The organism is Streptomyces sp. NPDC058796 (genome assembly GCF_042745235.1).
Lineage (GTDB): Bacteria > Actinomycetota > Actinomycetes > Streptomycetales > Streptomycetaceae > Streptomyces.
In genome coordinates this window covers 87,606-114,399 of record NZ_JBHYOP010000009.1, presented here as the reverse complement: position 1 = coordinate 114,399, position 26,794 = coordinate 87,606, and the positions used below count along the sequence as shown (strand labels likewise).

Below are 26,794 nucleotides of genomic sequence, written 5' to 3'. Positions count from 1 at the left end.
TTGGGCGCCGGCGGGCGACGGCGGGCGGCGGAAGGACGGACGTGGGGTTCGAGGGCGAGACCTGGTACGTGCGCGGGGCTCCGGACGCCGGGGAGGGGAGAGCGGGCGGGGAGGGCGGGGGCGACGGTGCGGTCATCGGCGAGATCCTGATCGACGACGCCGACTTCCCCTGGCTTTCGGGCCGGTTCCGGGCGGGCCCCGCGTTCGGCGGCGTCGAGGACCTCTTCGCGCGCGAACTCGCGCTCGCGGAGCGGGACGACGCCGGGCACTGGGACGAATGGGAGGCGGTCTACGCCGAGATCGAGCGGGGGGTGCGGCTCATCTCCCCCGACGGCCCGGTCGCCGAGTTCCTGCTGCACATCCGGGGGGAGCGGGCCTGGTTCAGGTGGAGCGACGAACCGTTCGCGGAGGAGGGGACGGGCGGCTGACCCCGGTTCACCGACGCCCGTCCAGCAGGGCTTCCGCCTCGGCGAGGATCTCGGTGACCCGCAGGCCGAACGAGGCGTCGCACGGGTGCGGGCCCCCGCCACCGGCGGAGGCGAGAAGCGCGTCCACCGCCCGCAGCAGCGCGGGCACCGGCCCCTCCGTTGCCTCGGGCAGCAGCGTCACCCCCGTCCGGCCGCGCAGTTCCACCGCCGCGCCCGCCGCCGCCGGCGGTGCCGTCAGGCTGAGCGTGAGCGTGCTGGACGCGCCGCCGGAGTGGTCGAGGACCAGATGGACGGTGTCCCCCGGCCCAGGAGCCGCGGCCGACACGCGCCGGACGTCACCCAGGACCGGCAGCAGCACGGACAGCGCGTGCGGTCCCACGTCCCACAGGGCGCCCTTCTCCCGCCGCCACGGTGAGCCGGCGAACGGGCTGTCCCCGCCGAACACCGCGCCGAGCCACTGCGCCCGCCCGGTGAACCAGTCGCCCCCGGCGCCCTGTTCGGTGATCCACGCCTCGGTCTCGGACTGGAACCGGGCGGTGAAGAAGACCACCGAGGCGACGCCCGCCTCACCGGCCGCCTCGACCACCGCACGCCCTTGCGCCACGGTCGCCGCGAGCGGCTTGTCGAGCAGCAGATGGCAGCCGGCGCGCGCCGCACGCACCGCCATGTCGGCCTGCACCGCCGGGGGCAGCGCGACCGCGACGGCGTCCACGTCCGCGAGCAGGGCGTCGAGGTCGTCGTAGGCGCTGGTGCCGTGCCGCCGCGCCAACTCCCCGGCGGCCTCGGGACGGCGGCCCCACACCCCCACGAAGTCCAGGCCGTCGTGCAGACCCAGCGCGGGGGCGTGCGCCATGTCCGCCCAGGGCCCGGTGCCGAGCAGTCCGATCCGCATGCCGTCGCCTCTCCACCGTGCCGGACCCGACACCGGGCACGGCTGACGTTCCTCACCGGCCGGCGCACGACCGCCCGGCCGACGCCGAGCGTGCCACACCGACCGGGTGTCCGGGCAAGACCACGGATGCTCCGGAGACGGCGGAAACGGGAGATCCGTTCCCGTCCTCGGCTCCGCGCCCCGCTCCCGCAGCCGAACCCGCCGCAGGAGACCGGTGATTGTGCCGATCCCCCCGGCCGCCCCCCGCCCCGACAGTGGCACCGCCAGCTCATCGGCGACGTCCGGCGGTGGATGTCCCGGGACGCGACCCCACGTGTCCCGGGTCGTGTGCGACCACCGGCCGGGCCCCTCGCCACGACAGAGAGGACCACTCCCCGTGCAGCAGAACCCCCACACCCACGCCGCGCGTCGGGCGTTCCGCGGGACCCGGCGGCGGCTCGCCGGTGTCACGGCCGCCGTGGCCGCAGCGGTAGCGCTCACCACCCTCACCGGTCCCGGCGCCCAGGCCGTCGCCGACAACCCGTACGAGCGCGGCCCGGCGCCCACCGAGTCCAGCATCGAGGCCCTGCGCGGCCCGTACTCCGTGGCCGACACCACCGTCTCCTCGTTCGGGGTCACCGGCTTCGGCGGCGGCACCATCTACTACCCGACCAGCACCAGCGACGGCACCTTCGGCGCCGTCGTCATCTCGCCCGGCTTCACCGCGTACCAGTCGTCCATCGCCTGGCTCGGTCCGCGGCTGGCCTCCCAGGGCTTCGTGGTCTTCACCATCGACACCAACACCACGCTGGACCAGCCCGACTCCCGCGGCCGCCAGTTGCTGGCCGCCCTGGACTACCTGACCGAGCGCAGCTCCGTCCGCGGACGGATCGACAGCAGCCGGCTCGGCGTGATGGGCCACTCCATGGGCGGCGGAGGCTCACTGGAGGCCGCCAAGTCCCGTCCCTCGCTCCAGGCGGCGATCCCGCTCACCCCCTGGAACCTGGACAAGAGCTGGCCGGAGGTCAGCACCCCGACCCTGATCGTGGGGGCCGACGGCGACACGATCGCGCCCGTCTCCTCGCACTCCGAACCGTTCTACTCCAGCCTGCCGTCCCGAACGGACCGTGCCTACCTGGAGCTGAACAACGCGAGCCACTTCTCGCCGAACACGTCGAACACGACGATCGCGAAGTACAGCATCTCCTGGCTCAAGCGGTTCATCGACAACGACACCCGCTACGAGCAGTTCCTGTGCCCGCTGCCCCGGCCGAGCCTGACCATCGAGGAGTACCGGGGCAACTGCCCGCACGGCTCCTGACGTCCCTCCCGGCACCGGCCGGCGGCGGTCGCACGCACGTCGCGGCCGTCGCCGGCCCGCTGTGCCGCCGCACGGCCCGCGGCCGTGACGCCTGGGCAGCGGCACAGTGCCCGTCACGGTCGTACGCCGCACAACCGCAGGTGACACGGCCGACACCCCGGCGGGCCGCGGCGGACCGATGGCTTCCGCGTCAGGTTACGCACGCGTAACCTCCCGTGGATGACCGGATTGACGACCGTACGTACGGCCGTGCGGATCCACGGCCGGAGCGCGCAGCGGGAGGCGGTGCGGGCCCTGCTGGACGGGGTGCGCACCCACAGCGGCCACCTCGTCGTGACCGGCGAACCCGGGCTCGGCCGGACCACCCTCCTCCAGTGGGCCGCCCGTTCCTTCCGGGCCGGCCCCGTACTGCACCTCGGCCCCGGTGCGGACCGGGGCGCGCCCGCCACCGCCGGGGAACTGCTCGGCACCCTGCGGGCGGCGGCCGGCGAGGCGCCGCTCCTCGTCTGCGCCGACGACGCGGACCTGTGGGACGCGCCGGCCCGAGCCGCCCTCGGCCAGGCGGCCGAGCGCCTGCACACCGCGGGACGCGTCGCGCTGTTCCTCTCCGTCGCCGGACACCGTGCCGTCGGCCCGGAGTACGCCCGCCTCCCCGTCGTCCGCCTCGACCCGCTCGCGCCGTCGCACGCCGACGCCCTGCTCGACGACGTGACCGACGGCTCCACCGCCCCGGCCGTCCGCGAGCAACTGCTGGCCGAGGCGGAGGGCAACCCGGCCCTGCTCCTCGCGCTCGTCCGCCGGCTCTCGCCCGCCGAACTGCGCGGGCTCCGGCCGCTGCCCCACCCGCTCGCCGACGCCGGGACACTGGCGGCGGTGGCCGGCCCGGCACTGTCCGGCCAGTCCCCGGCCGTCCGCGACCTGCTGCTGACGGTGGCGGCGGCCGTACGGGCGTCGGACGGACCGGACGCCGACACCGGCCTGGTCCTGGACGCCCTGCGACGCCTGCGCCCCGCCTCCGCACCCGCCCCCACCGCGGACCCCCTTCCCGAACCCCTCGCCGGGGCCGGCGACCGGCTCCGCTTCCACAGCCCGCTCCTGCGCCGGGCCGTCCACGCCACCGCCGCGCCGGAGCGGCGCCGGGCCGCGCACCGGGCGCTGGCCGACGTACTGGAGACCGGCGGCCACCGGCTGCCGGCGCTGCTGCACCGCTCCTGGTCACTGTCCGGTCCGGGGCCGGCGGCGCGGCTCGCGGAACGGCTGGCGGTGGCCGCCGCCGACGGATCGGAGCCGGCCTCCCACGAGCTGCGCGACGCGGCGTACGCCCGCGCCGCCGAACTGACGGCCGCTCCGCCGGTCCGGGCGGAGCGGTACACGGCCGCCGCCGAACAGGCCCTGCTCGCCGGCCGCCCCGCCCGCGCGCGTCCCCTGCTCGCGGCGGCCCGCGGCTGCGCCGCCCCGGCCGCGGTACGAGGGCGGGCCGAGCTGGTGCGGGGCCTGGCGGAACTCCGGGACGGCCCCGTAGACGACGCCCACCAGTCCTTGCTGCTGGCCGCGGCCCTGCTGGCCGACGCCGCCCCCGCCGACGCCGCCTCCGCCGCGCTGGCCGCCGCCGACGCGGCCTGGGCGGCGGGCGACCTGCCGTCCTGCCTGGCCGCACTGGCGCCCGACCCGCCGGCGGTCCCGGTCGACGCCCCGGTACCGAGCGCCGGGGCCGGGTCCGGTGGGCCGCAGGTGGGGGTACCGGCACCCGACCCCGTGCGCGATCACCGCGCCGGCATGCGGGCACTGCTCGAAGGACGGCTCGACCGGGCCGCCCCGGCACTCGGGCAGGTGGTGGAGCGGGCCCGGACCGACGTCCGGCCCGAGCGGCTGTTGCGGGCCGCCTCCGCCGCCCTGCTGCTCGGGAACGTGGACGCCGCCCGCCGGGCGGGCGCGCGGGCGCTGGCCGCGGCCCGGCAGTCCGGGTCGGCCGCGCTGGTGCCGCAGGCGCTGGAGTACCTCGCCTACGCCGAACTGCGCGCCGGCCGGCATCCCCAGGCCCGCGCCCACGCGGAGGAGGGACTGCGCACCGCGCTGCGCGTCGGCCAGCGCAACACCGCGGCCCACCACCAGGCCGTACTGGCGCTGGCGGCGTCGATCGAGGAGGAGCCGGAGGCGGTGGCCCGGTACGTGACGGCCGCGCTGGCCACGGCCCGGCGCCACGGGCTGGCCCAGGCGGCCACCCTCGCGGAGTGGGCAGCGGCCCGCGCCGACCTGGGCCGGGGTCGGCCCCACGACGCGGCCGACCGGCTCGGGCTCCTGGTCCTGCCCGGGCCCGGACGCGGGCACTTCGCGGTGTGGCGGCTCGCCGTGCCGTGCTTCGTGGAGGCCGCGGCCCTCGCCGGACGTCCCGAGGACACCCACGAGGTGCTCACGGACTTCGCCGGCTGGGCGGCGTTCGGCGCCGATCCGCAGGCCGCCGCACAACTGGCCCGCTGCCACGCCCTGCTGGCCCCGCCGGAACGCGCCGACGACCTCTACCGGCGCGCCCTCGCCCGGCACGAAGAGGCGGGCGGCGACTTCGAGCGGGCCCGCACCGCGCTGCTGTACGGCAAGTGGCTGCGCCGGCGGCGCAGACCCCGCGAGGCACGTGGCCGTCTCGGCACCGCGCTCGCCGGCTTCGACCGGTGCGGCGCGGGGGTCTGGGCGGCACAGGCCCGCGCGGAACTGCGGGCGCTCGGGGCCGCGCCGCGGGCCCGGGAGGCCGGACCGCTGACCCGCCTGACGCCGCAGCAACTGCGCATCGCCCGGCACGTCGCCGAGGGCGCCACCAACCGGGAGGTCGCGCTCACCCTCGCGGTGAGCACCCGCACCGTCGACTACCACCTCCGCAAGGTCTTCGCCGCGCTCGGCGTACGGTCCCGCCTGGAACTGGCCCGCATGGTGGAGCACGCCGAGCAGGCGCAGGCGGCCGGAAGGTCTGAAAAGACCGGTGCACAACCCTAGGGACCGACCGGACGGTATGCCATCCTTCGGGGCAGGACGAGTCAGGGGGCATGCCCGGCACGGGCGGACGGCCCGCCGCGGGGCACCTCCGCAAGCCCTGGCCTGGGGGAGGACCGCGATGCAGCACGCCGTACGGTCACGAGCAGCGATCCGCACCGGACTGACGCCCGTTCCACGCCCGCGGACACCGAGCGTCGCGTCCTTGATGGACGCCGACGCGCTGCGGGTCCTGCACCGGGCCGCCCGCGCCCTGCTCGACGACCTGCCCGACCTGACCGACCGGCTGGTCGCCCTGCTGCGGGAGCAGGAACCGGCGTACCGCGCGGCCCTCACCAAGGACCCCACGGCCACCTGGCAGGAGGCCCACCGCTCCCTGCGGCACAGCGTGGCCTCACTGCTGGACCCCCGCGGCTCCCGGGACGCGGCCCACCGCTGCACCTGGCGGATCGGCGCCACCCGCGCCGAGCAGGGCCTCCCGCTCGACGCCCTGCTGCACGCCTTCCGCCTCGGCGGCTCGCTGGTCTGGCAGCGGCTGGTCGAGGAGACCTCCCGCACCGCGCCCGAGGACGTGCGCCTCCTCGTCCACGTGGCCGCCGACGTCTGGAACTTCGTCGACGAGCACTGCACCCTCGTCGCCGACGCCTACCGGCAGACCGAGTGGCGGATCGGCCGGCTCCGTGAGAACCGGGCCCGGGTGCTGGCGGCGGGCCTGCTCGACGGCACCAGCCGCATCGCCGACCTGCCCGAGGCCGCCCAGGCCCTGGGCCTGCCGGAACACGGCCGGTACGTCGTCGTCGCCGTCACCGGCGCGCACCCCGCCCGGTCCGACGCCGCCCGCGCCGCCGTACCCCCGGGCGTCCGCGTCCACTGGCACACGGGGGCGGACGTCGACTACGGCATCGTCCTGGCCGACACGGGCGACGAAGGGTTCCCGGAACCGCCGGCGCCCGAGGGCGGGCCGTGCGCCCCGGTCCTCGGCGTCCGGATCGGCATCGGCAGCGCCGTCGACGGGCTGGCCTCGGTCGGAGACGCCCGCAGGTTCGCGGACACCGCCCTGGAGATATGCCCGCAGACCGGCGGCACGGTGAGGCTGGCCGACCACCTCCCCGCCGCCCTCGTCGCCTCCAGCCCCGAACTCGGCGGCGCCCTCGCCGAGCGGGTGCTCGGTCCGCTGCTGCGGCTGGAACCCGCCGACCGCGAGGTGCTGCTGGACACCCTCACCACCTGGCTCGACTGCGACGGCTCCGCACAACGGGCCGGCGAACGCCTCTACTGCCACCGCAACACGGTCCTCAACCGCCTCCGCCGCTGCGAGCAACTCACCGGCCGCTCACTGGCCCGCCCGGCCGACGTGGTGGAGATCAGTCTGGCGCTGACCGCCCGGCGGGTCCTGCGCGACTGAGGAAGGCACGAGCACCGCGCGGACCGCCACACACTGCCGACCAGGACCCGGCGCGACACGGCCCTGCGCTGCCCTGCCGAGCCTGCCCGCGCGGCCCGGCACGGCCGGGTCCGGCCACGGCCTGACACAGTCCGGCCCGGTTCGGCCACGGCCCTGTCCTGCCCGGACTCCGCCCTCCCCGGTCCGGTCCGGTCCGGCCCGGTTCGGCCTGCTCCGGTCTGACCACGGCCCGGCATGATTCGGCGCGGCTCGGTCCGGCCCGGCGCGCTTCCGCCGGCTGGCCCGGTGCGGTCAGGTGCGGGTGGTGCGGTCTGGCACGGCGCGGTGCGGTTCCGGCCGGCCTGGTCTGCCGGTCTGGTCCGGGGCGGTTCTGCCGGGGTCGGCCTGACTCGGTGCGGTGAGGTGCGGGTGGTGCGGCCTGGCACGGTGAGGGGCGGTTCTGTCCGGTCTGGTCCGGGGCGTCCGCCCGGGGTGGCCTGACCCGGTCCGGCCCGGCTCGGCCTGGCCCGGCGCGCCCCCGGTTCGACCCGGCCCGGAACCGCCTGACCCGCACGCCCGGCCCGGCACCGCGCCGCGGCCCGGGCCACCGCGCCGGGCCGCGGGCGCGGGCGGGCCGCTGTCGGCGTCGGCCGAGGCGGGATGGCCGCCGGTCCCACGACAGGTCGTCGGCGCGGAGCCGCAACGCGCCCGGCGGGAGCGACGCGGCACCCACCTCGCCCATGCGCCCGCCCCGGCGGCAGCGCGCCACGCCACCTCGCGCAGGCCGCCGGACCCTGGGGAGCCCGGCGCCCCCGCCACCACCAGTGCCACCCCGCCCTGGGCAGCCGCACAGACTCTCCACCCCAGGACTGGGACGCCGCAGCGACCCGGCCGGTGACCCCTGTACGGGCACCCGGGCCCGTGCTGTCGTGAGCTCCCCCTTCACCCGTCACCGTGCCGGCCCCGGCACGGTCCCAAGGAGCCGTGATGCCCGCAGCACCACCGGACGGCGAGCCCGCGCTGCACGTCGAGAGTCTCGACGTGACGTACGGGCGCGCCCTGTCCGCCCTCCGTTCCGTGTCCCTGACCGTCCCGCACGGCGGTGTCGTCGCACTGCTCGGCGCGAACGGCGCCGGCAAGACGACGCTGCTGCGGGCCGTGTCGGGCACCCTGCGCCTGCACCGCGGCGCGATCACGGCCGGCCGCGTCCGCTACGGTGACACGGTCCTGGACGGCCGGGACCCGGTCGCCGCCGTACGCGCCGGAGTCGTCCAGGTGCCCGAGGGCAGGCGGGTGTTCGCCGGACTCAGCGTCGACGAGAACCTGCGGGCCGGGGGACTCGGCCTCAACCGGCGCGCCCCGGCCCAGGTCCGCGAAGCCCGGGAGCGGGTCTTCACCCTCTTCCCGCGGCTCGCCGAGCGCACCCGCCAGGCCGCCGGCCTGCTGTCCGGCGGGGAGCAGCAGATGCTGGCCATCGGCCGCGCCCTGATGGCCGCGCCCCGCATGCTCCTGCTGGACGAGCCCTCCCTCGGCCTCGCCCCGCTGATGGTGGACCGCATCGCCGAGGTGGTCCGCGAGATCAACGCCCAGGGCACCGCCGTACTCCTCGTCGAACAGAACGCCGGCATGGCGCTGTCCCTCGCCGAGCACGCCCACGTCCTGGAGGTCGGTGAGGTCCGGCTGTCCGGCCCCGCCGCCGAACTCGCCCGGACGGACGCCGTACGCCGCCTCTACCTGGGTGAGGACACAGAGACCACCGAGGCCACCGGGGCCGCCGCGGACACCGACGGCAAGGGGGCCGCGTGACCTCCCGCACCGCCGCGCCCCCGGCGCTCGAGGTCCGCGACGTGACTGTGCGCTTCGCCGGTCTCGTCGCCCTCGACGACGTCTCCTTCACCGTCGCCCCCGGCACGGTGCACGCCGTCATCGGTCCCAACGGCGCGGGCAAGTCCACCTGCTTCAACGTCCTGTCGGGTCTGTACCGGCCCAGCGCCGGCACCGTTCGCCTCGGCGACGCGGAGCTGACCCGGCTCGCCCCGCACAGGATCGCCGCCCTCGGGGTGGCCCGTACCTTCCAGAACATCGTCACCACCCAGGGCACCGTCGCCGACAACCTGATGCTCGGCCGCCACGCCCTCTCCCGTGCCGGCTTCGCCGCCAGCGCCCTGCGCCTGCCCAGCGCCGTGCGCGAACAGCGCGCCCACCTCGCCAAGGCCCGCGAGATCGCCGAACTCACCGGCCTCGGCGCCCACTTCGACTCACCCGTCGCCCTGCTCTCGTACGGCGACCGCAAGCGGGTCGAACTCGCCCGTGCCCTCTGTCTGGAGCCCCGTGTACTGCTGCTCGACGAACCGGTGGCCGGTATGAACGCCGCCGAACGTGTCCGGATGACCGAGGTCGTCCGGGAGATCCGTGCCGAACTCGGCCTGTCCCTCGTGCTGGTCGAGCACGACATGGGTCTGGTCATGCGGCTCGCCGACGAGGTCACCGTCCTCGACTTCGGCAAGGCCATCGCCCACGGCACCCCCGACGAGGTCCGGCGCGACCCCGAGGTGCTGCGCGCCTACCTCGGTACCGGTGCCACCGGGGAGGACGCGGCATGACCGGCTTCCTCGACGCCCTGCTCAACGGCCTGGCGCTGGGCTCCGTCTACGCCCTGATCGCCCTCGGCTTCGTCACCATCTTCAAGGCCTGTGGCGTCCTGAGCTTCACTCACGGCTCGCTCCTGCTGCTCGGCGGCTACCTCGTCGCCGTCCTCCACGACGACCTCGGTTTCGCCGGGGCGCTGGCCCTCGCCGTCGTCGTGACGGCGGCCGTGGCGGGCGCGCTGGACCGGCTGGTGCTGCAGCGGGTCGGCGGCACCGACCCGCACGCCGCCCACGTGCAGACCATCGTCACCATCGGCATCGACATCATCCTGGTGACCGACCTGGCCCGGCGGATCGGCGGCGACCTGCTGCCGCTCGGCGACCCGTGGGGCAACGCGGTGACCGACCTGGGCCCGGTGACCGTCGCCGACAGCCGCATCGCCGCGATCCTGGTGTCGGCCGCGGCCATCGGCGGCGCCTTCGCCCTGTTCCGGTTCACACCCTGGGGCCTGTCGCTGCGCGCGGCGGCCGAGGACCGCGAGGCCGCCGCCCTCATGGGCGTACGGCTGACCCGCGTACGCACCGCCGCCTGGTGCCTGGCCGGCGGACTCGCCGCGCTCGCCGCGGTCTTCCTGGTCGCCTTCCCGGCGCCGGGGCTGGAACGCACCACCGGGCAGATCGCCCTCAAGGCCTTCCCGGCCGCCATCCTCGGCGGCATGGCCTCCCCGGTCGGCGCCCTGGTCGGCAGCATGCTGATCGGGCTGACCGAGGCCTTCGTCGCCGGCTACCAGTCCGACCTGCACGTCCTCGGTGAGGGCTTCGGGGACGTCGCCCCGTACGCCGTCATGGTGCTGGTCCTCCTGGTGCGACCCGCCGGACTCTTCGCGGCGAAGGGAGCGGCTCGTGTCTGATCCCCGCAAGTCCGGGTCCGGCCTCCGCAAGCCGCGTCACGCCCCGGGGGGCAGCCGCCTCCTCAATCCCGGCAGGCTCCTGCTCGTCGCGCTCCTGCTGTGCGCCCTGCCCTTCTACCTCGACGCCTTCTGGCTGCGCATCGGCCTGTTCTCCATGGCCGCGGCCATCGGCGCCGTCGGGCTCAGCCTGCTCAGCGGCACCGCGGGCCAGCTCTCCCTCGGCCACGCCTTCTTCCTCGCCGTCGGCGCCTACGGCTACGTATGGCTGGCGGGCGAGCCCGGACCGGGACTGCCGCCCGTCCTCGCCGCCGTCCTCGCCGTGCTGCTCGCCGGGGCCGCGGGCGGCCTGTTCAGCCCCGTCGCCGGCCGGGTCAAGGGCGTCTACCTCGGCGTGGCCACCCTCGCCCTGGTCTTCCTCGGCCACCACGTCCTGCTCACCGCGGACTCCGTCACCGGCGGCTTCAACGGCCGCTCGGTGCCGCCGCTGGAGATCGGCGGCTTCAGCTTCGCCGAGACCGGCCCCGAACTGACTGTCCTGGGTGTGCCGTTCGGTGCCGAGGAACGACTCTGGTACCTGGGCCTCGCCCTGTTCGCCCTCACCTGGTTCACCGCGCGCGGAGTGCTGCGCGGGCGGCCGGGACGCGCCCTGTCCGCGCTGCGCGACAGCGAGACGGCGGCGTCCGTGATGGGCGTGCCGGTGGCGCGGTACCGCTCGGCGGCGTTCGTCGTCTCCTCGATGTACGCGGGCCTCGCCGGCGTCCTGCTCGCGCTCTCCTTCCGCCGTGTCGTGCCCGACTACTTCTCGCTCCTCCTCTCCGTCGACTACCTGGCCATGATCGTCATCGGCGGTCTCGGCTCCGTGGCCGGAGCGACCGCCGGAGCCGTCTTCGTCACCGCCCTGCCGCTGCTGATGACGCGCTACGCCGACCAGTTGCCGCTGGTGGCGACGCCGGGCTCCGGCGACGGCTCGATCGGCCCGACCGAGGCCGCCCGCTACCTGTACGGCGCCGCGATCGTCGTCATCCTGCTCTACGCCCCCGACGGCCTGCACGGACTGGCCCGGCGGACCCGTGCCCGTCTGCGCCGCCGACCGTCCGGTCCCTCCTCCGCCACCTCGGAAACCACCGGAAACGCCGCGACCACCCCGGCCTCAGCCACCTCCGCAACCACCGCACGAGCCAAGGAGCACACCCCGTGAACGTCACGCACCCAAGGCCCCGCACCACCCGGACCGCCGCCCTGGCCGCGGCACTGGCCGCCGTGCTGCTCGCGGGCACCGCATGCAGCTCCAAGGCGGAGGGAGGGAGCACCGACGACGCCGCCGACGGCGTCAAGGCCGGTCCCGGAGTCAGCGAGAAGGGCATCAGGCTGGGCGCGCTGACCGACCTCACCGGCCCCTACGCCACCCTCGGCAAGTCCATCGTGCAGGCCCAGCAGATGTGGGCCGACGAGACCAACGCGGCGGGCGGCATCTGCGGACGCAAGGTCGAGATCGTCGTCAAGGACCACGGCTACGACGTGCAGAAGGCGGTGACCGCCTACGCCGACATCTCCCCGGACGTGGTGGCCCTGCCCCAGGTCATCGGCTCACCGGTGGTCGCGGCGCTGCTGGACGACATCGAGCGGGACGGCATGCTGACCTTCCCGCAGGCCTGGGCCGCCTCCCTGCTCGGCAAGGACGCCGTCCAGGTCCTCGGTACCACCTACGACCTCGACATGATCGCGGCCGTCGACTTCCTGACCCGTACCAAGAAGATCGCCAAGGGCGACACGATCGGCCACGTGTACTTCGAGGGCGACTACGGCACCAACGCGCTGGAAGGCTCCGAATGGGCCGCCGAGCAGGCCGGGATGAAGGTGGTCGGCCAGAAGATCAAGGCGACGGACACCGACCTGACCGCGCAGGTCTCCGCGCTGAGCAACGCCGGCGTGAAGGCCGTCCTGATCAGCGCGGGCCCCGCGCAGACCGCCTCCCTCGCCGGGGTCGCCGCCGCCCGGGGCCTGAAGGTGCCGATCGTCTCCAGCGCCCCCGGATACTCCCCGCAGCTGATGAAGACCCCCGCGGCGCCGGCCCTGGAGGCCATGGTCCACGTCGTCAGCGCCGCACCCGCGGTCAGCTCCGACCTGCCGGGCGTCAAGAAAATGGTCGCCTCCTACACCGAGAAGTACCCCGGCGAGCCGGTCGACTCCGGCGTGCTCTCCGGGTACAACGCCGCCCAGCTGATCGGCGCCGGCCTGAAGAAGGCCTGTGAGGGCGGCAGCCTGACCCGCGAGGCCGTGGTGAAGGCGCACCGCTCGCAGAAGAACGCAGACACCGGCCTCGGCACCCCGCAGAACTTCACCTTCGTGACCGAGCCGGCCAGCCGGTCCACCTACGTGCTCAAGCCCGACGCCAAGGCGGTCGGCGGCCTGGTCGGCGTGGAGGACGCCCACAAGGCACCCGGCGTCGACGCGTACCTGGCCGCCCGCGGCTGACCGGATTGAGTGGCCGCCAACTCGCGTGCCCAAAACGGGCTTTGGCGGCCACTCGGTCCACCCACTGGTTTCCCTGACCACCGGGTCCTTAGGATGTACTCTCTGTCATGCCAATCCAGTTGGCGCCCGTACGGAGCTGGGGGAACGATGCAAGCCGACAAGCAGCTGTCCACGGAGATCGACGCCAACGTGCCCACGGCCGCACGCATGTACGACTACTATCTGGGCGGCAAGGACAACTACGCGGCCGACCGTGCGGCGGTCGGTGAACTCGACAAGGTCGTCCCCAGCACGCGGCGGCTGGCCCTGAACAACCGGCGCTTCCTGCAGCGGGTCGTCAGGACCCTCGCCGAGGACTACGGCATCCGCCAGTTCCTGGACCACGGTTCCGGCCTGCCCACGCAGGACAACGTGCACCAGGTCGCCCAGCGCGTCGACCCCGAGTGCCGCGTCGTCTACGTCGACAACGACCCGATGGTGCTGGTCCACGGCCGCGCGCTGCTGGACCAGAACGACCGGACCGCCGTCATCCACGCCGACATGCGCTCGACCGAGGAGATCTTCTCCCACCCGGACACCCAGCGCCTGATCGACTTCTCGCAGCCGGTCGCCGTGCTGTTCAACTCGGTCTTCCACTGCATCCCGGACAGTGACACCGACGGCCCGATGGCGGTCGTCCGCCGCGTCACCGAACGGCTCGTGCCCGGGAGCTACGCGGTGATCTGCCAGCTGGTCAGCGAGGACGCCGAAGTGCGGAAGTTCGTCACGGACTTCATGGACCAGGCGACGCAGGGCCACTGGGGCCGGGTCCGCGAGCCGAAGGACGTCGAGGCGCTCTTCGAAGGCATGGACATCCTGGAGCCGGGCCTGGTGGAGGTCTCCACCTGGCGTCCGGACACCGACGTGGCCCCCCGCCAGATCACCGACGAGTGGATCGAGTTCGGCGGACTCGGCCGCCTCCGCTAGCGGCGGACGTGCGAGAGGGCCGTGCGCGCGGGCGTGCGGCCCTGCTGCCCGCCGCGGCCGTCACCTCCGACTGCCGTGTCGGCTACTTCCCGGGATAGCGCTGCGCGATCGTCGAGCGCAGCAGCTCGAGTGACTCGCGCGGGGTCAGCGCCTCGTCGGCCAGCCGGTCCAGCGCGACCCGGTACTCCTCGGTCTCGTCCTGGTCCTCAAGGAAGTTGGCGCTCCGGATGTGCTCCAGGTACACCACGTCGGGCAGGTCGGTGCCGCCGAAGCGCAGATAGGTGACCGGGATCGCGGGCGCCGAAGCGTTCGTCACGTCCAGCGGCACGATCTGCAGCGTCACCTGGGGCTCCGCCGCCATCTTGACGAGGTGCTCCAACTGCTCGCGCATGACCTCGCGGCTGCCCAGCACCCGCAGCAGCACGGACTCGTCGACGATCGCCCACAGCTGCGGCGCGTCGGCGCGGTGCAGCAGCTCCGCGCGGCGCATGCGCAGCTCCACCCGGCGCCGGACCTCGCCCGCGGGCGCGTTGGGCAGGCCCCGCTCCACCACGGCCCGGGTGTAGGCCGCGGTCTGGAGCAGACCGGGGACGTACTGGATCTCGAAGGTCCGGATGGTCGCCGCGGCCTCCTGGAGGCCGACCAGACGGTCGAACCACTCGGGCATCAGGCGCTTGTCGTACCGCTGCCACCAGCCCGGCTCACCGGCGCGCTGGAGCAGTTTCAGCAGGACCGAGGCCTCGTAGGCGTCGGTGCCGTACCGGTCCAGCAGCGCGCGGACGTCTTTCTCCGCCGGGGGCCTGCGGCCCTTGCCCGACTCGATGCGCGAGAGCTTCGCCGCGCTGAAACCCAGCTCGCGTGCCGCCTGCTCCTGCGAGAGGCCGGCGTCCTCACGGAAGCCCGCCAGCTGCACGCCGACGAGCATCTTCAGCAGAGTGGGAGCCGGTTCGGCCCGGTCCAGATAGGGTTCGAGACGGGAGATGCGAGGCGACGCGGCGGCGGACATCCTGACTCCCAGCAGACCGGCAGACTTGAGAAACCACACTATCTCATCCCGCCTATGCCTACCGCATCCGCCCGTGGAAATCGGGTAGTTGGCCTCCGCTTGGGTGGAAGCACCCGCCCCCGGGGCACGCGTCGCCGTGATCGCGGCCCCGCCTCACAGCAGGTGGTCGAACTCGCCCTCCTTCGCCCCGGCCAGGAAGGCGGCGACCTCGGCGGGGGTGTAGACGAGCGCGGGGCCGTCGGGATCGCGGGAGTTGCGCATCGCGATGCCGCCGTCCACCAGGGCGACCTCGACGCAGTTGCCCTCGGCGTTGCTGTGCCGACTCTTCTTCCAGCAGGCTTCCAACGAGCTGGCCTGCACTCCGTTGCGCACTGGTGGCACCGCGGTCTCCTTGCCGTTCGGGGGAGCGGACCGGGCCTCCTCGGCCCCCGTGCGACCCCCATCCGATTTTTTTCGCGCAATTTCCCGTGCAATTGCACGCGAGCGCTGTCAGCGTGGATAATAGCCGTGGCGTCAACCCCCCGGTGGACGCTCGATTCTGACGTCGCATCAGGGAGATGCCGTGTCGTCACCTGCGCATTTAAGGCTCCGGCCGTCCGGCGAACCCGTGTCGGGGGCAGGCGCGGCGAGCCGGTTCGGCGGGCTCCCGCACACGGCGCGGCCGGCCGCCGGCCGGGATCCGTGGCCGTTCGCCGCCCCGGACGCCAAGTCGCGCGTGCGGGACGGCCGCCCGGATGCCGCGGTGCTGCGGATCGCGTGCAGCGCTGAGGGCTTCGCCCGCGCCCGGGTCTTCACCCGGGAGACGCTCAGCGGCTGGTCCCTGGACCGGCACGCCGACGACGCCGTCCTCGTGATCACGGAGCTCGTGTCCAACGCCGTGGCCCACGCGATGCCGTCCGCCCCGGCCGGTGCGCCGGAGATCAGGCTGGGACTCGCCCTGGCTCCCGGTCACCTGATGCTGACCGTCTCCGACCCGGGCGACAACGAACCCGTGCGCACCCCGTCCGACGGCTCCGCACTGCGCGAGCACGGACGCGGCCTGTGCATCGTCGACGCCCTCGCCGACGACTGGGGCTGGACCCCGAGGCCGCCGGCGGGCAAGACCGTCTGGGCGACCCTGTCAACCCGTCACCTCACCTGACCCGACTGCCGCGGAGGGCCCCACACCATGCGCAGCGCTCCGACACCCGAGCCGAGCATCCGGAGCACCGACCGTCAGACGCGGCCGCCCGGCCTGCCCCGGGCCGCCGCCCCCCTCGCGGGGCTGGACGGGGTGCCCTGGAGCGACATCCAGGACTCCAGCGGTTCGGCCGCGGCCATTCCGCGCCTGCTGCGCAAGGTCGCCGTGGGTGACCCGGAGACCGCCCGGGCCGCCCTCGCCGATCTGCGGAAACGCATCTGCCAGTACGGCTTCGTCGTCGAGCAGGCGACCGCGGCGACCGTCCCCTTCCTCTGGGAGCTCGCCCAGCGGCCTCAGGTGAACTGCCGACCCCAGATCATCCAGCTGCTGAAGAACATCGCCGACGCACGGCAGTGGGAGACCACCGCCACCGTCTATCCCAAGCTGCTCAACCACCGGGAGAACCCGGTGGCGTGGGAGCGCGCGGCACGGCAGGCCGTCCGGGCCCGGCGGGACGAGCTGGAGCGGCTGCTCGCCGACGACGACAGCGAGATCACGCGGGCCACCACCGAACTCGCCCGCACGCTCGGAGACTGAGGCCCGCGCCCTCCGCGGGGGAGAAGGCGCGGGTCTCCCTCCGGCGCGCGACGGACGCGACGACGACCGGCGTGCCGGTGTGCCGACCCGCGGGACAAGGTGGCTTACTGCTCGCCGACGGGGTAGGAAAGCGCGCGGAAGAAAGCGCTTGCCCCCCTCGGTCACCAGGAGGACCTCGCCGATGGCGTCGCCGCCCGAAATGCCGCTCGACCACCGCTACCGGGGCGAACACCCGATACGCACGCTCGTCTACCTGTTCCGCGCCGACCGCCACCGGCTGGCCGGCGCGGTCGTGGTCTTCACCGTCAAACACAGCCCGGTCTGGCTGCTGCCCCTCATCACCGCGTCGATCATCGACACCGTCGTCCAGCACGGCCCGATCGGCGACCTGTGGACCAGCACCGGGATCATCATGTTCATCCTGGTCGTCAACTATCCGCTGCACCTGCTGTACGTCCGTCTCCTGTACGGCAGCGTGCGCCGCATGGGCACCGCCCTGCGCTCCGCGCTGTGCACCCGCATGCAGCAGCTCTCCATCGGCTACCACTCGCGCGTCAGCGCCGGCGTGCTGCAGGCCAAGGTCGTCCGGGACGTCGAGACGGTCGAGCAGATGGTCCAGCAGACCGCCGAGACGGGACTCGGCGCGTTCACCGTCCTCGCCGGCGGCCTCGTCATCATCGCGGTCCGCACCCCGGAGTTCCTGCCCGTCTTCCTGGTCGTCGTCCCCGCCGCCTCCCTCCTGGTGGCGCGGCTGAGAGCCCGGCTGCGCACCCACAACGAACACTTCCGCCACGAGGTCGAGGCCCTCTCCTCCCGGGTCACGGAGATGACCCGGCTGATCCCGGTCACCCGCGCCCACGGCCTGGAGCGCAAGGCGCTGCGCCGTATGGACGGCACCCTGGACCGCCTGCTGACCTCCGGCATGCGCCTGGACCTGGTCAACGGCCGTTTCGGCTCGCTGTCCTGGGTCGTGCTCAACGCGGTCGGCGTGCTGGTACTCGCGGGCGCCGCGCTCATCTCGTACCACGGCGTCTGGGGCGTCACCGCCGGTGACGTCGTGATGCTCAGCGCCTTCCTCACCACCCTCACCAACTCCACGACAACGTTGGCGGGACTGGCCCCGGTCATCACCAAGGGCCTGGAGTCCGTCCGTTCGGTCGGCGAGGTGCTCCAGGCCCCCGAACTCGAGGACAACGAGGGCAAGGCGGAGCTCACCTCGCTGCGCGGAGGCGTCACCTTCGAGTCCGTCGGGCATGCGTTCGAAGGTGACGGGCGGCCCGCGGTGAGCGACTTCACGCTCACGGTGGAACCGGGCGAGACCATCGCGCTGGTGGGCGCGTCCGGGGCCGGCAAGTCCACGGTGCTCAACCTCGTCATAGGCTTCCTGCGGCCCACGTCCGGCCGGCTGCTGCTGGACGGCGCCGACATGAACACCCTCGACCTGCGCACCTACCGGCGGTTCGTCTCGGTGGTACCGCAGGAGTCGATCCTCTTCGACGGCACGATCCGGGAGAACGTCGCCTACGGCATGGACGACGCCGACGAGGAGGAGGTGCGCGGGGCGCTGCGCGACGCGAACGCGCTGGAGTTCGTCGACCGGCTGCCCCAGGGCCTCGACACCCTGGTCGGGGAGCACGGCGCGCGGCTGTCCGGCGGTCAGCGTCAGCGACTGGCCATCGCCCGCGCCCTGATCCGGGACCCCAGGGTGCTCATCCTGGACGAGGCCACCTCGGCGCTCGACACGCGTTCCGAAGCCCTCGTCCAGCAGGCGCTGGCCCGGCTGCTGCGCGGCCGGACCACTTTCGTCGTCGCGCACCGGCTGTCCACCGTCCGCGGCGCGGACCGGATCGTGGTGATGGGCGAGGGCAGGATCCTGGAGACCGGCACCCACGAGGAACTGCTCGGCAGGCAAGGGGCGTACACGGCGCTGCACAGCGGTCAGGTCGCCTGACCACGACCCGCCGTCCGGTCGTACACGAAGCCGTTCTGGTCCCTTTCGGTCGAGAATCTGCCTCAGTTCGACGAATGCCGGACAGTGAGCGATGGAATTTCGACATTTGCGTGTGGTGGCGGGCATGGTGTGAATGCTTCGTCCGGGTTCGGGCATACGGAGCGCAAATCGAGAGAGGGGCGCTTCGTGCTCGAACCGGACCCGAAGGTCGTCAGGGAGTTGCTGACGCGGTACGCGTCACTGCGGATCGCTCAGGCGGAGAGGCAGAGCCCGGCGGCGGCGCGCGAGCTGGCGGACGTCAGCTACACGCTCTGCGTGATGATGGCCACCACCGGTATCCACGACGCGGTGGCCAAGGCCGACGCGCTGCTGCTCGCCAGGGGGCGGGCGGCCGACACGGCCCGTGCGGCGGACCCGGACGGGGAGAGCGGCCTGTCGCTGGCCGTGTGAGAAACGCCGTACCCGGGCCCGTCTCGGGGATCAGGCCGTGTACGCCGGCCTGATCCCCGAGACGGGCCCTACGCACGCCGTGCCGGGGCGGCGGACTTCCCGTGGAACGCGGCGCGATAGGCATGGGGTGTCGTCCCGACCACCCGCCGGAACCGCTCCCGGAAGGCCGTCGGGGAGCCGAACCCGGCCTGCCGCGCGATCCGTTCGATCGAGTGGTCACCGTTCTCCAGCAGGTACTGGGCGCGTCGCACCCGCGCTCGCAGCAGCCACTGCAGGGGCGTGGTGCCGGTCTGTTCGCGGAAGCGGCGGCTGAAGGTGCGCTCGCTCATGCCCGAGCGCGCCGCCATCGCCGCGAGGGTGACCTCCCCGGCCAGGTTGTCCTCGATCCATTCCAGCAGTGGCTCCAGATCCGAACCCCGCGGCACGGGCGGGAACTCGTGCACGATGAACTGGGCCTGTCCGCCCTCCCGTTCCAGCGGAACCACGCACATCCGGGCGGCGTGCGCGGCGACCGCCGACCCCAGGTCCCGGCGGATCATGTGCAGGCACATGTCGAGACCGGCGGCGGCGCCCGCCGAGGTGAGGATCTGTCCGTTGTCGACGTAGAGCACGTCCGGTTCGACCGTGACGCGCGGGTGGCGGCGGGCCAGTTCCGCCGCGGCGATCCAGTGCGTGGTGGCCCGCAGACCGTCCAGCAGCCCTGCCTCGGCGAGGACGAAGGCGCCCACGCACACGGAGGCGATCCGCGTACCGGAACCGGCCGCCCGCCGCAGCGCCGCCAGGACGCGTTCGGAGGGCGGTCCGGACTCATCGGAGCGGCCCGGCACGATGATCGTGTCGGCCGACTCCAACGCCTGAAGGCCCTGGTCGATGCGGAGGCCGAGCCCGTGCGTGCGCACCTCGGGCGACTCGGCGCACAGCCGCACCCGGTACGGGGCGCGCCCGTCGGGCAGTCGCGTCCACTCGAAGGCCTGCATGGGCGCCGCCATGTCGAACGGCACCACGTCGTCGAGGACCAGGATCGCCACGGAGTGCATGGACGCCACGATAGGCGGGATTCCGCCGGGCACAGAAGGGCGTGCGCCGTACCGCGACATCGACCGGTGCTGCGGACGGTACCTGGTGGGAGCGTTGGCGAGAACCCGTTGAAGACTGTCGTTCCAGCCTCTGTGCGATCACGCACCGGCTTCCTAACGTGGCTCCCACCGCACCGACCCTCCCGCCTCCCGGAGCCCCGACCGATGACCAAGTTCCTGCTGTCCCTCCACGTCCTGGCCGCCATCCTCGCCGTCGGCCCCGTCACCGTCGCGGCCAGCATGTTCCCCCCGGCCGTCCGCCGGGTGGCGGTGGCCCTGCCCGTGGGCGGAGGCGGAGGCGGAGAAGAGACCGTGACCGGTGCCGGGGACGCCACCGGCGCCGCCGAGGTGGGCACCGTCCGGCTGCTGCACCGCATCTGCCGGGTCTACGCCGGTCTCGGCGTCGCGGTACCGCTCCTCGGTCTCGCCACCGCTTTGGCGATGGGTGTGCTGGGGGACGCGTGGCTCGTCGCGTCCATCGTCCTGACCGCGGCCGCGGCGGGCATCCTGCTCGCCCTCGTCCTGCCGCGGCAGGAGGAACTGCTGGAGGACCTGACCGGCCGGCGGCCCGTCGAGCGCGCCAGGACGGCCCGGCTGGCGATGTTCACCGGTCTGTTCAACCTGCTGTGGGCCACCGTGACCGTGCTCATGATCGTCCGGCCGGGTTCCACGACCGGCGCCTGACCGGCCGTCACCTTCGGACATGTGCCCACCACCGGGTGGACGGACGCCTAGACTGCTCAGTCGCGCCTCCGTACGGGGGCGGACGACACGAAAGGCACGTTGACGGGTGTTCCAGGATTCCCCCATCTACGACCGACTCGTCGCCGAACGCGGTGACGTCCCCGAGCAGGTGCGACGGGATGCCGAGCGTGTGAGCAGGGAGCTGGAGGTGGTCATGCGCCCGTTGCGGACGCCCGGTCACCTGCCCGGCGCCGAACGGCAGCCGTCCCCGGGCGCCGGCTGGCAGCGCACCGCCCTGCTGCCCGGCCCCCGCCCGCACTGACGGGCCGCCGCGCGCCGGTACCTCACCCGACGGCCGCGGTGCCCGGACCGTCCGCGTCCACCGGCTCCCCGGAGGCGGGGCGGGCCAGCCACTCGGCGATGGTGCGGGCGATCGGCTGACCCGTGTCCACCTCGACGAAGCCGAACTGCCCCGACTGGTTGCACTCCAGGAACCACCAGGTGCCGTCGCCGTCCTCGGCGAAGTCGAAGGCGCCGTAGGCGAGCCGCGCCGCACGGAGATAGGCGAGGACGGTCTCGGCGACGCGCGGCGGCACCTCGGCGGGCCGCCACGGCTCGCGGGACGTCGTGAAGCGGACGTCGACGACCTCCTCCGGCTCCGGGCACGCGAGGGACGCCTTTCGCGCGGCCAGCAGCTCCCCGCCGACGGCGGTGAGCCGGATGTCGGCGCGCTTGGCGACCCGGCGTTGCAGCAGTGTCGGGCCGTGGGCGACCGCGGAGAAGTCGGCCTCGGGCGGAACCCTGCTGGTCGGCACCGCCAGGGGCGGGTCCTGCGGGTGCGCGCCCGAGACGGGCTTGACCACCAGGTCCGGATAGCGCTCGGCGAACTCGCGCGCGGCGCGCGGAAACGTCGTGATCAGGGTCGCCGGCACCGGCAGCCCGCACCGCTGGGCCAGGCGCAGCTGCCAGGGCTTGTACCGGGCCCGGTGCGCGGCGTCCGGATCGTTCATCCAGCGTGCCCCGCAGTCACGGAGCAAGCCGTACAGCGCCTGCCCGGACTCCTCGGTCAGCCACGCGGAGGGCTCCGCGGCGCCCGCGGCCGCACCTCCGGGCCTGCGCACCCAGACGGACCGCAGCCCGCCGATGCTCACCAGCCGTCCCCCCGAGGACAGATGACCCCGGAAGGAGCCGTGCACGAACTCGCCGGAGAGAGCGACGGAACCGGTGAGATCGGCGGGGTCCAGGCGGACCACCGGCACTCCCGACGCGTTCAGGTGGACGACCACCATGTCCGCGGTGACGTCCTCTTCACGGGTCAGGATCAGAACGGTCATGTGCGACGGCCCGTGTTCAGTCGTCGAAGTGGGTCTTCGACCCCGCGGTGGAGGTCGTGGTCCCGAGCTCTCTCAGCAGCGCGTGGTCACCGGCGGCCACCCGCCCGTCCAGGAGCACGTTCAACTGCAGCCCGGAGTCGTAGACGTAGGGAGCCGTGGCTTCCAACTCCACCGCGGGCCGTGCGTAGTTGAGCGCGAACGGTTGCATCGTCTCTCCCTAGTCGGTGCTGCGCCGATCAGACGACGGCCCGGTCACGGCGTCGCCTGGTCCGCCGACTTCCTTCGGCTTCCAGAGACTTATACGAATCGAACGGGTGATTGGTTTCCTTACGCTGCGTAGTCACCGCGCGGACCGGCGTCCCGCCGCCGGTCCGCGGCGCCCCGCCGGCCGCCGAGAGGGCCGCGCACGGAGCGCAGCGCGAGGAGCAGCACACCGACGTCGTCCAGGTAGACCGGGTCGGGCAGCAGGTCCGCCGGCAGTACCAAGTAGAGGACGGCGCCCCAGAAGACCCACCGCGGACCGGTGGGCAGCCCCGCCCGTTCCAGCTCCCGGCGGGTGCGCACCAACCGCACCAGCACGGCCACCGCCGTCGCGAGAACCGCCACCGCGAGCGTCACCGCCGCGATGATCACCACTGTGGTCGTGTCCACCCCGCCCCTCCTCATGGTGTGCGGCAGGCGCCATGCCTTTCGGATGCCCGTTCGGGAGGCCGGCAAGTCCCCGGCGACCGGTCTCTCATCCCTGTGGCCCACTCCGGTGGCACGCCGCGGTGGACGTGCTTAGTAATGGTCAGCACACAGCGCGTGTCGCATGTCGGGGACGCAGGGCGGCCGCAACCCCCACCACACGGAGAGATCATGACCACCGGATCTTCCTCACCCCGTTCGCCCGAGTACGCCATATCCGCCGTGGACCTGCCCACCGGGGAGACGACCACGGCCACCGGCACGCACCCGGTGCGCGCGCCGGGCACGCGTCCCGGGGCCGGGACACCGGCCGGCCGCCCCTCGGCCGCCCGCTCGCCCGCCCCCGGGGAACCGGCCCACCGGGAGCCCGACTTCGCCCCCCAGGAGCCCGTCCCGCAGCCCGCTCCCCGAGACCCGGCGCGCGAGGAGGCCGCCGCGCAACCCGGGGACGACCGCACCGAGGAGCTGGCCGCCGACCGGCCCTCCCCTCAGGCCCACTCCCCGCATGCCCCCTTCGATCAGGACGCCTTCGACCCCGACGTACTCGACCGGGAAGTGTTCGACCAGGACTTCACCGCCCACGACGACGCGGTGCGCGGCGAGGCGGTGCGCGAGTACGGCGACCCCGTCGGCGACCTGGTGCGCGCCGCCGTGGCCGACCGGCCGCTGGAGGAGGTCGTCGACCTCATCACGATGCTGGAGGGATCCCCCCAGTACGCGCAGGCCACGATCGACGCGCTCCGCGCGGTCGGCGTGAACCGCTCGGTGGAGGACGTCACCCGGCTGGTCGGCCTGCTGACGCGGCCCCCGCGCAACTCGGACAGCGCGGACGAGGCGATCCGGGCCGCGGCGGAGTGCCGCTCGGTGGAGGACGTGACCCGGCTGATGGAGCTGCTCCACCGCACGCCCCTGGAACCGCACTGCGGCCAGGAGGCCGTTCGGGCCGCCGCCACCGGCCGTCCCGTCGAGGAACTGGTGCAGCTCATCGGCCGCCTTGCCGAGGACGGACGGGTACGCCCGGACCGGCCCGACGCGCGGCACCTGCGTGCGGCCCTGGACGGCGACGGCGACGGTCACCGCGAGGACGAGGAACCGCCCGCCCGCCCGGCCGGACTGGCCGGTGTGTTCGCGGCGGGGGACCGCCGGGGCCGCGAACGCCGCCGGACCGCCCGCCGCGGACGCGGCCACGAGGAGGCACGCCCCGCCCGCGACCACGAAGGCGACCGCGGCCGGGACCGGAACCACGGCGAGGAAGCCGCCCGGCGCTACCGTGCCGCCCGCCGGGCCGACCGGGGCCCCGCCTGGCCCGTGTGGCTCACCGTCACCGTCCTCGCCGGTTGCGGCGTGGCCTACTTCCCGCTCCACCAGAACGACGCCTCGGCACGCGCCTACGGAGTAGCCCTCGGCCTGTCCGCGCTCTGCCTGCTGCTGGCGCTGCTGCTGACCGTGCGGCCCGCCGTGCCGCTGCTCGCCGCGGCGGTCGTCGCACCGGCGGCGCTGGCGGCGGCCAAGCTCTACGGCAGCGCCACTCCCTCGTCGCGGGTGTCCCGGTCCGTGGACCTCACCCTGGCGCCCACCTGGATCGCCGTCGCGGCCGCCGTACTCGCGTCACTGGTCGCGCTGACCGCCCTGTGCGCGCGGGTGGCCTCGCAGGCGCCCGCCAGGCGCCGGCCGGCCGGAACGATGCCCCGGGCGAGCCGGCTCGCGGACTGACCGGACGGCCACCGGCCCCCCCACCGCGGCACGACCGCTCAACCACACCCCGCACCCACCCGTGGTCCGCGCCGGCACCCGGCGCGGACCACGGGCCGTGCGCTCACACGCCCAGCGTGCCCGCGGGGTGCTCGTGTTCGAGCAGGGCGGTGAGCACCCGGTGCGGAGTGAGGGGGAGTTCCCGGAAGCGGATGCCGGTGGCATGGTGGACGGCGTTGCCGACGGCCGCCGCCGAGCCGACGATGCCGATCTCACCGATCCCCTTGCTGCCCATCGGATTGAGGTGGGCGTCCTCCTCGTCGACCCAGTACGCCTGCACGTCCGCCACGTCGGCGTGCGCGGGCACGTGGTAGGAGGCCAGGTCGGACTCGGTGAAGTCGCCGAACGCCGGGTCCACCGTGCTGTCCTCGGTCAGCGCCATGCCCAGCCCCATCGTCATGCCGCCGACGAACTGGGAGCGGGCGGTGCGGGCGTTGAGGATGCGCCCCGCCGCGAACACCCCCAGCATCCGCGTCACCCGCACCTCGCCGGTGACCGTGTCCACGGTGACCTCGGCGAAGTGCGCGCCGAACGCGTGCCGCGCGTACGGGCTCTCGGCGTCCGCGGTGCCGGAGGTGTCGGCGTCGGCGGTGACCCCTTCGTCGGGCAGCGGCCCCGAGTGCCCGGCGAGCCGCCCGGTCAGCCGGACGCACGCCTCGTGCACGGCCCACCCCCAGGAGGCGGTCCCGGAGGAGCCGCCGGCCATCGGCGCGAACCCGATACCGCTGTCGGCGACGTCGATGCGCACCCGGTCCAGGGGCACGCCGAGGGCGTCGGCCGCGATCTGCGCGCAGACCGTACGGGCGCCCGTGCCGATGTCGGTGGCGTTGACCCGGACCAGGAAGCCGCCGTCCGGCAGCGCCCGCGCCGAGGCCGTGCACGGCGACACCAGCACCGGGTACGTGGCCGCCGCCACCCCGCTGCCGATCAGCAGCGTCCCGGCAGCTCGGGAACCCGGGCGCGGATCACGGCCTTGCCAGCCGAAGCGGCGGGCGCCCTCGCGCAGACACGCCACCAGGTTCCGGCTGCTGAAGGGCTTGCCGCTGTCCGGCTCGGTCTCCGGCTCGTTGCGGATCCGCAGCTCCACCGGGTCGATGCCGAGCTCGGTGGCCAGTTCGTCCATCGCGGACTCGAGCGCGTACATGCCGGGGCACTCGCCGGGGGCGCGCATCCAGGACGGTGTGGGCACGTCCAGCCGCGCGACGCGGTGCGCGGTGCGCAGGGCGGGCGCGGCGTACATGACCCGGGCGGGGACGGCCGCCTGCTCCACGAACTCCTTCACCCGGGAGGTGTGCGTCGTCACCTCGTGCGTCAGGGAGGTGAGCCGGCCGTCGGCGCCGGCGCCGAGCCGCAGCCGGTGCAGGGTCGGCGCGCGGTGTCCGACGACGGCCGGCAGGTAGCGGCGCGGCAGTGCCACGGTGACCGGCCGTCCGGTCACCCGCGCCGCCATCGCGGCCAGCACCACGTCGGGGCGGGGCGTGCCCTTGGACCCGAAGCCGCCGCCCACGTGCTCGGCGAGGACCGTGACCCGGTCCCCGGGCAGCTCGAACATCCGGGCCAGTTCCGCGCGCACGGCGGTGGTGCCCTGGCTGGAGGAGTGCACCGTCAGCCGGCCTTCCTCCCACCACGCGGTACTGGTGTGCGGCTCCATCGGGTGGTTGTGCAGCGGCGGTATCCGGTACTCGACGTCCAGCCGGGTCTCCGACGACGCGAACGCGGCCCCGGCGTCCCCGTGTTCGGTGACGGCCGGGAACCCGCCGTTGGCCGAGTCGGGGACGTACGCCTCCGGATGGCCGGAGGTGAGCGTCACGTCGTGCTCCTCCGCCTCGTACGTGACCCGCACGGCCGCGGCGCCGGCCCGTGCCGCTTCCAGCGTCTCGCCGACCACCAGACCCACGAACCAGCCCCGGTGCGGGACGTGCGGGTCCTGCAGCACGGCCAGGGTGGGGTCCTCCGGATCGGCGAGCCGGGGCGCGTTCTCGTGCGTGAGCACCGCGAGCACGCCGGGCAGCGCGAGTGCGGGCGCGGTGTCGACGCCGGTCACCCGCCCCCGCGCCACGGCGGCCGGCACCGGCCAGGCCTGTGTCCGGCCGGGGACGGCGTACTCGGCGGCGTAGCGGGCGGTGCCGGTGACCTTCTCCCGCCCCTCCCGGCGCTCGGCGGGAGCGCCCAGGACGGTTTCGGTGCCGGTCATGGGGGTCCTCCTCGTGG

At 74.2% G+C, this 26,794-nt stretch carries 25 protein-coding genes; 17 read left to right on the top strand and 8 right to left on the bottom strand.

Annotation, left to right across the window (positions count from 1 at the left end; translation table 11 throughout):
- Positions 1–41: 41 nt before the first annotated feature.
- The gene (locus ACFW47_RS23055) at positions 42–428 is read left to right on the top strand and encodes a hypothetical protein (protein WP_386277439.1); all 387 of its coding nucleotides are present in this window, start codon (positions 42–44) and stop codon (positions 426–428) included.
- A gap of 7 nt (positions 429–435) precedes the next feature.
- On the opposite strand, the gene ACFW47_RS23050 is transcribed toward ACFW47_RS23055, so the two are convergent.
- Positions 436–1,320 (bottom strand): Gfo/Idh/MocA family protein, encoded by an 885-nt coding sequence (locus ACFW47_RS23050; protein WP_386277437.1) that lies wholly within the window; start codon positions 1,318–1,320, stop codon positions 436–438.
- Positions 1,321–1,696: 376 nt separating this feature from the next.
- On the opposite strand from ACFW47_RS23050, the gene ACFW47_RS23045 reads away from it, so the two are divergent.
- The 9 genes from ACFW47_RS23045 to ACFW47_RS23005 all read left to right on the top strand — a co-directional run bounded on the left by ACFW47_RS23045 (position 1,697) and on the right by ACFW47_RS23005 (position 13,926).
- Complete coding sequence (locus ACFW47_RS23045) at positions 1,697–2,620, top strand: alpha/beta hydrolase (RefSeq protein WP_386277435.1); 924 nt, start codon at positions 1,697–1,699, stop codon at positions 2,618–2,620.
- A gap of 219 nt (positions 2,621–2,839) precedes the next feature.
- Entirely contained in the window at positions 2,840–5,605 is a 2,766-nt protein-coding gene (locus ACFW47_RS23040) for a LuxR C-terminal-related transcriptional regulator (RefSeq protein WP_386306883.1), read from the top strand.
- A 118-nt stretch (positions 5,606–5,723) separates the two neighbouring features.
- A complete protein-coding gene (locus ACFW47_RS23035) occupies positions 5,724–7,007 on the top strand; it encodes a PucR family transcriptional regulator (RefSeq protein ID WP_386306881.1) in 1,284 nt (427 codons plus the stop codon).
- A gap of 966 nt (positions 7,008–7,973) precedes the next feature.
- Positions 7,974–8,792 carry an ABC transporter ATP-binding protein gene (locus ACFW47_RS23030; protein ID WP_386277429.1) on the top strand — a complete coding sequence of 273 codons (819 nt, stop codon included), beginning with the start codon at positions 7,974–7,976 and terminating at the stop codon, positions 8,790–8,792.
- Positions 8,789–9,589, top strand: a complete 801-nt coding sequence (locus ACFW47_RS23025) for an ABC transporter ATP-binding protein (protein WP_386306880.1) — start codon at positions 8,789–8,791, stop codon at positions 9,587–9,589. The genes ACFW47_RS23030 and ACFW47_RS23025 overlap by 4 nt, the downstream gene beginning before the upstream one ends.
- Positions 9,586–10,485 (top strand): branched-chain amino acid ABC transporter permease, encoded by a 900-nt coding sequence (locus tag ACFW47_RS23020; RefSeq protein ID WP_386277425.1) that lies wholly within the window; start codon positions 9,586–9,588, stop codon positions 10,483–10,485. The genes ACFW47_RS23025 and ACFW47_RS23020 overlap by 4 nt, the downstream gene beginning before the upstream one ends.
- Before the next feature lie 79 nt (positions 10,486–10,564).
- Complete coding sequence (locus ACFW47_RS23015) at positions 10,565–11,683, top strand: branched-chain amino acid ABC transporter permease (protein ID WP_386307077.1); 1,119 nt, start codon at positions 10,565–10,567, stop codon at positions 11,681–11,683.
- Positions 11,680–12,960 carry an ABC transporter substrate-binding protein gene (locus tag ACFW47_RS23010; protein ID WP_386306879.1) on the top strand — a complete coding sequence of 427 codons (1,281 nt, stop codon included), beginning with the start codon at positions 11,680–11,682 and terminating at the stop codon, positions 12,958–12,960. The genes ACFW47_RS23015 and ACFW47_RS23010 overlap by 4 nt, the downstream gene beginning before the upstream one ends.
- A gap of 147 nt (positions 12,961–13,107) precedes the next feature.
- Positions 13,108–13,926, top strand: coding sequence for an SAM-dependent methyltransferase (locus tag ACFW47_RS23005; RefSeq protein WP_386277421.1), 819 nt, complete (start codon positions 13,108–13,110; stop codon positions 13,924–13,926).
- An 82-nt stretch (positions 13,927–14,008) separates the two neighbouring features.
- Here the strand turns inward: ACFW47_RS23005 and ACFW47_RS23000 are convergent, their stop codons facing one another.
- Both ACFW47_RS23000 and ACFW47_RS22995 read right to left on the bottom strand, forming a co-directional pair.
- Complete coding sequence (locus ACFW47_RS23000) at positions 14,009–14,932, bottom strand: helix-turn-helix domain-containing protein (protein ID WP_386277420.1); 924 nt, start codon at positions 14,930–14,932, stop codon at positions 14,009–14,011.
- A 153-nt stretch (positions 14,933–15,085) separates the two neighbouring features.
- The gene (locus ACFW47_RS22995; protein WP_031015816.1) at positions 15,086–15,313 is read right to left on the bottom strand and encodes a DUF397 domain-containing protein; all 228 of its coding nucleotides are present in this window, start codon (positions 15,311–15,313) and stop codon (positions 15,086–15,088) included.
- A gap of 181 nt (positions 15,314–15,494) precedes the next feature.
- Here ACFW47_RS22995 and ACFW47_RS22990 point away from each other — a divergent pair, with 181 nt between their 5' ends.
- The 4 genes from ACFW47_RS22990 (at position 15,495) to ACFW47_RS22975 (ending at position 19,050) form a co-directional block, all read left to right on the top strand.
- A complete protein-coding gene (locus ACFW47_RS22990) occupies positions 15,495–16,073 on the top strand; it encodes an ATP-binding protein (RefSeq protein ID WP_386277418.1) in 579 nt (192 codons plus the stop codon).
- Between the two features lie 27 nt (positions 16,074–16,100).
- Complete coding sequence (locus ACFW47_RS22985; protein ID WP_386277416.1) at positions 16,101–16,649, top strand: hypothetical protein; 549 nt, start codon at positions 16,101–16,103, stop codon at positions 16,647–16,649.
- Positions 16,650–16,830: 181 nt separating this feature from the next.
- A complete protein-coding gene (locus ACFW47_RS22980; protein ID WP_386306878.1) occupies positions 16,831–18,600 on the top strand; it encodes an ABC transporter ATP-binding protein in 1,770 nt (589 codons plus the stop codon).
- A gap of 186 nt (positions 18,601–18,786) precedes the next feature.
- Positions 18,787–19,050, top strand: a complete 264-nt coding sequence (locus ACFW47_RS22975; RefSeq protein WP_386277411.1) for a DUF5133 domain-containing protein — start codon at positions 18,787–18,789, stop codon at positions 19,048–19,050.
- Positions 19,051–19,118: 68 nt separating this feature from the next.
- Here ACFW47_RS22975 and ACFW47_RS22970 read toward each other — a convergent pair whose 3' ends face one another.
- Positions 19,119–20,087, bottom strand: a complete 969-nt coding sequence (locus tag ACFW47_RS22970; RefSeq protein ID WP_386306877.1) for a GlxA family transcriptional regulator — start codon at positions 20,085–20,087, stop codon at positions 19,119–19,121.
- Between the two features lie 204 nt (positions 20,088–20,291).
- On the opposite strand from ACFW47_RS22970, the gene ACFW47_RS22965 reads away from it, so the two are divergent.
- Both ACFW47_RS22965 and ACFW47_RS22960 read left to right on the top strand, forming a co-directional pair.
- Positions 20,292–20,810, top strand: coding sequence for a hypothetical protein (locus ACFW47_RS22965; RefSeq protein WP_386306875.1), 519 nt, complete (start codon positions 20,292–20,294; stop codon positions 20,808–20,810).
- A 106-nt stretch (positions 20,811–20,916) separates the two neighbouring features.
- Positions 20,917–21,132, top strand: a complete 216-nt coding sequence (locus ACFW47_RS22960) for a hypothetical protein (RefSeq protein ID WP_386277405.1) — start codon at positions 20,917–20,919, stop codon at positions 21,130–21,132.
- Positions 21,133–21,154: 22 nt separating this feature from the next.
- On the opposite strand, the gene tgmB is transcribed toward ACFW47_RS22960, so the two are convergent.
- The 3 genes from tgmB to ACFW47_RS22945 form a co-directional block, all read right to left on the bottom strand.
- Complete coding sequence (gene tgmB, locus ACFW47_RS22955; protein WP_386277403.1) at positions 21,155–22,144, bottom strand: ATP-grasp ribosomal peptide maturase; 990 nt, start codon at positions 22,142–22,144, stop codon at positions 21,155–21,157.
- Positions 22,145–22,160: 16 nt separating this feature from the next.
- Complete coding sequence (gene tgmA / locus ACFW47_RS22950) at positions 22,161–22,352, bottom strand: putative ATP-grasp-modified RiPP (RefSeq protein ID WP_386277401.1); 192 nt, start codon at positions 22,350–22,352, stop codon at positions 22,161–22,163.
- A 119-nt stretch (positions 22,353–22,471) separates the two neighbouring features.
- Positions 22,472–22,795, bottom strand: a complete 324-nt coding sequence (locus ACFW47_RS22945; RefSeq protein ID WP_386306873.1) for a DUF1232 domain-containing protein — start codon at positions 22,793–22,795, stop codon at positions 22,472–22,474.
- Positions 22,796–23,002: 207 nt separating this feature from the next.
- Between ACFW47_RS22945 and ACFW47_RS22940 the strand changes: the two genes are divergently transcribed.
- Positions 23,003–24,544 (top strand): hypothetical protein, encoded by a 1,542-nt coding sequence (locus ACFW47_RS22940; RefSeq protein ID WP_386277397.1) that lies wholly within the window; start codon positions 23,003–23,005, stop codon positions 24,542–24,544.
- A gap of 103 nt (positions 24,545–24,647) precedes the next feature.
- On the opposite strand, the gene ACFW47_RS22935 is transcribed toward ACFW47_RS22940, so the two are convergent.
- Positions 24,648–26,777 (bottom strand): xanthine dehydrogenase family protein molybdopterin-binding subunit, encoded by a 2,130-nt coding sequence (locus ACFW47_RS22935; RefSeq protein WP_386306871.1) that lies wholly within the window; start codon positions 26,775–26,777, stop codon positions 24,648–24,650.
- Positions 26,778–26,794 lie beyond the last annotated feature (17 nt).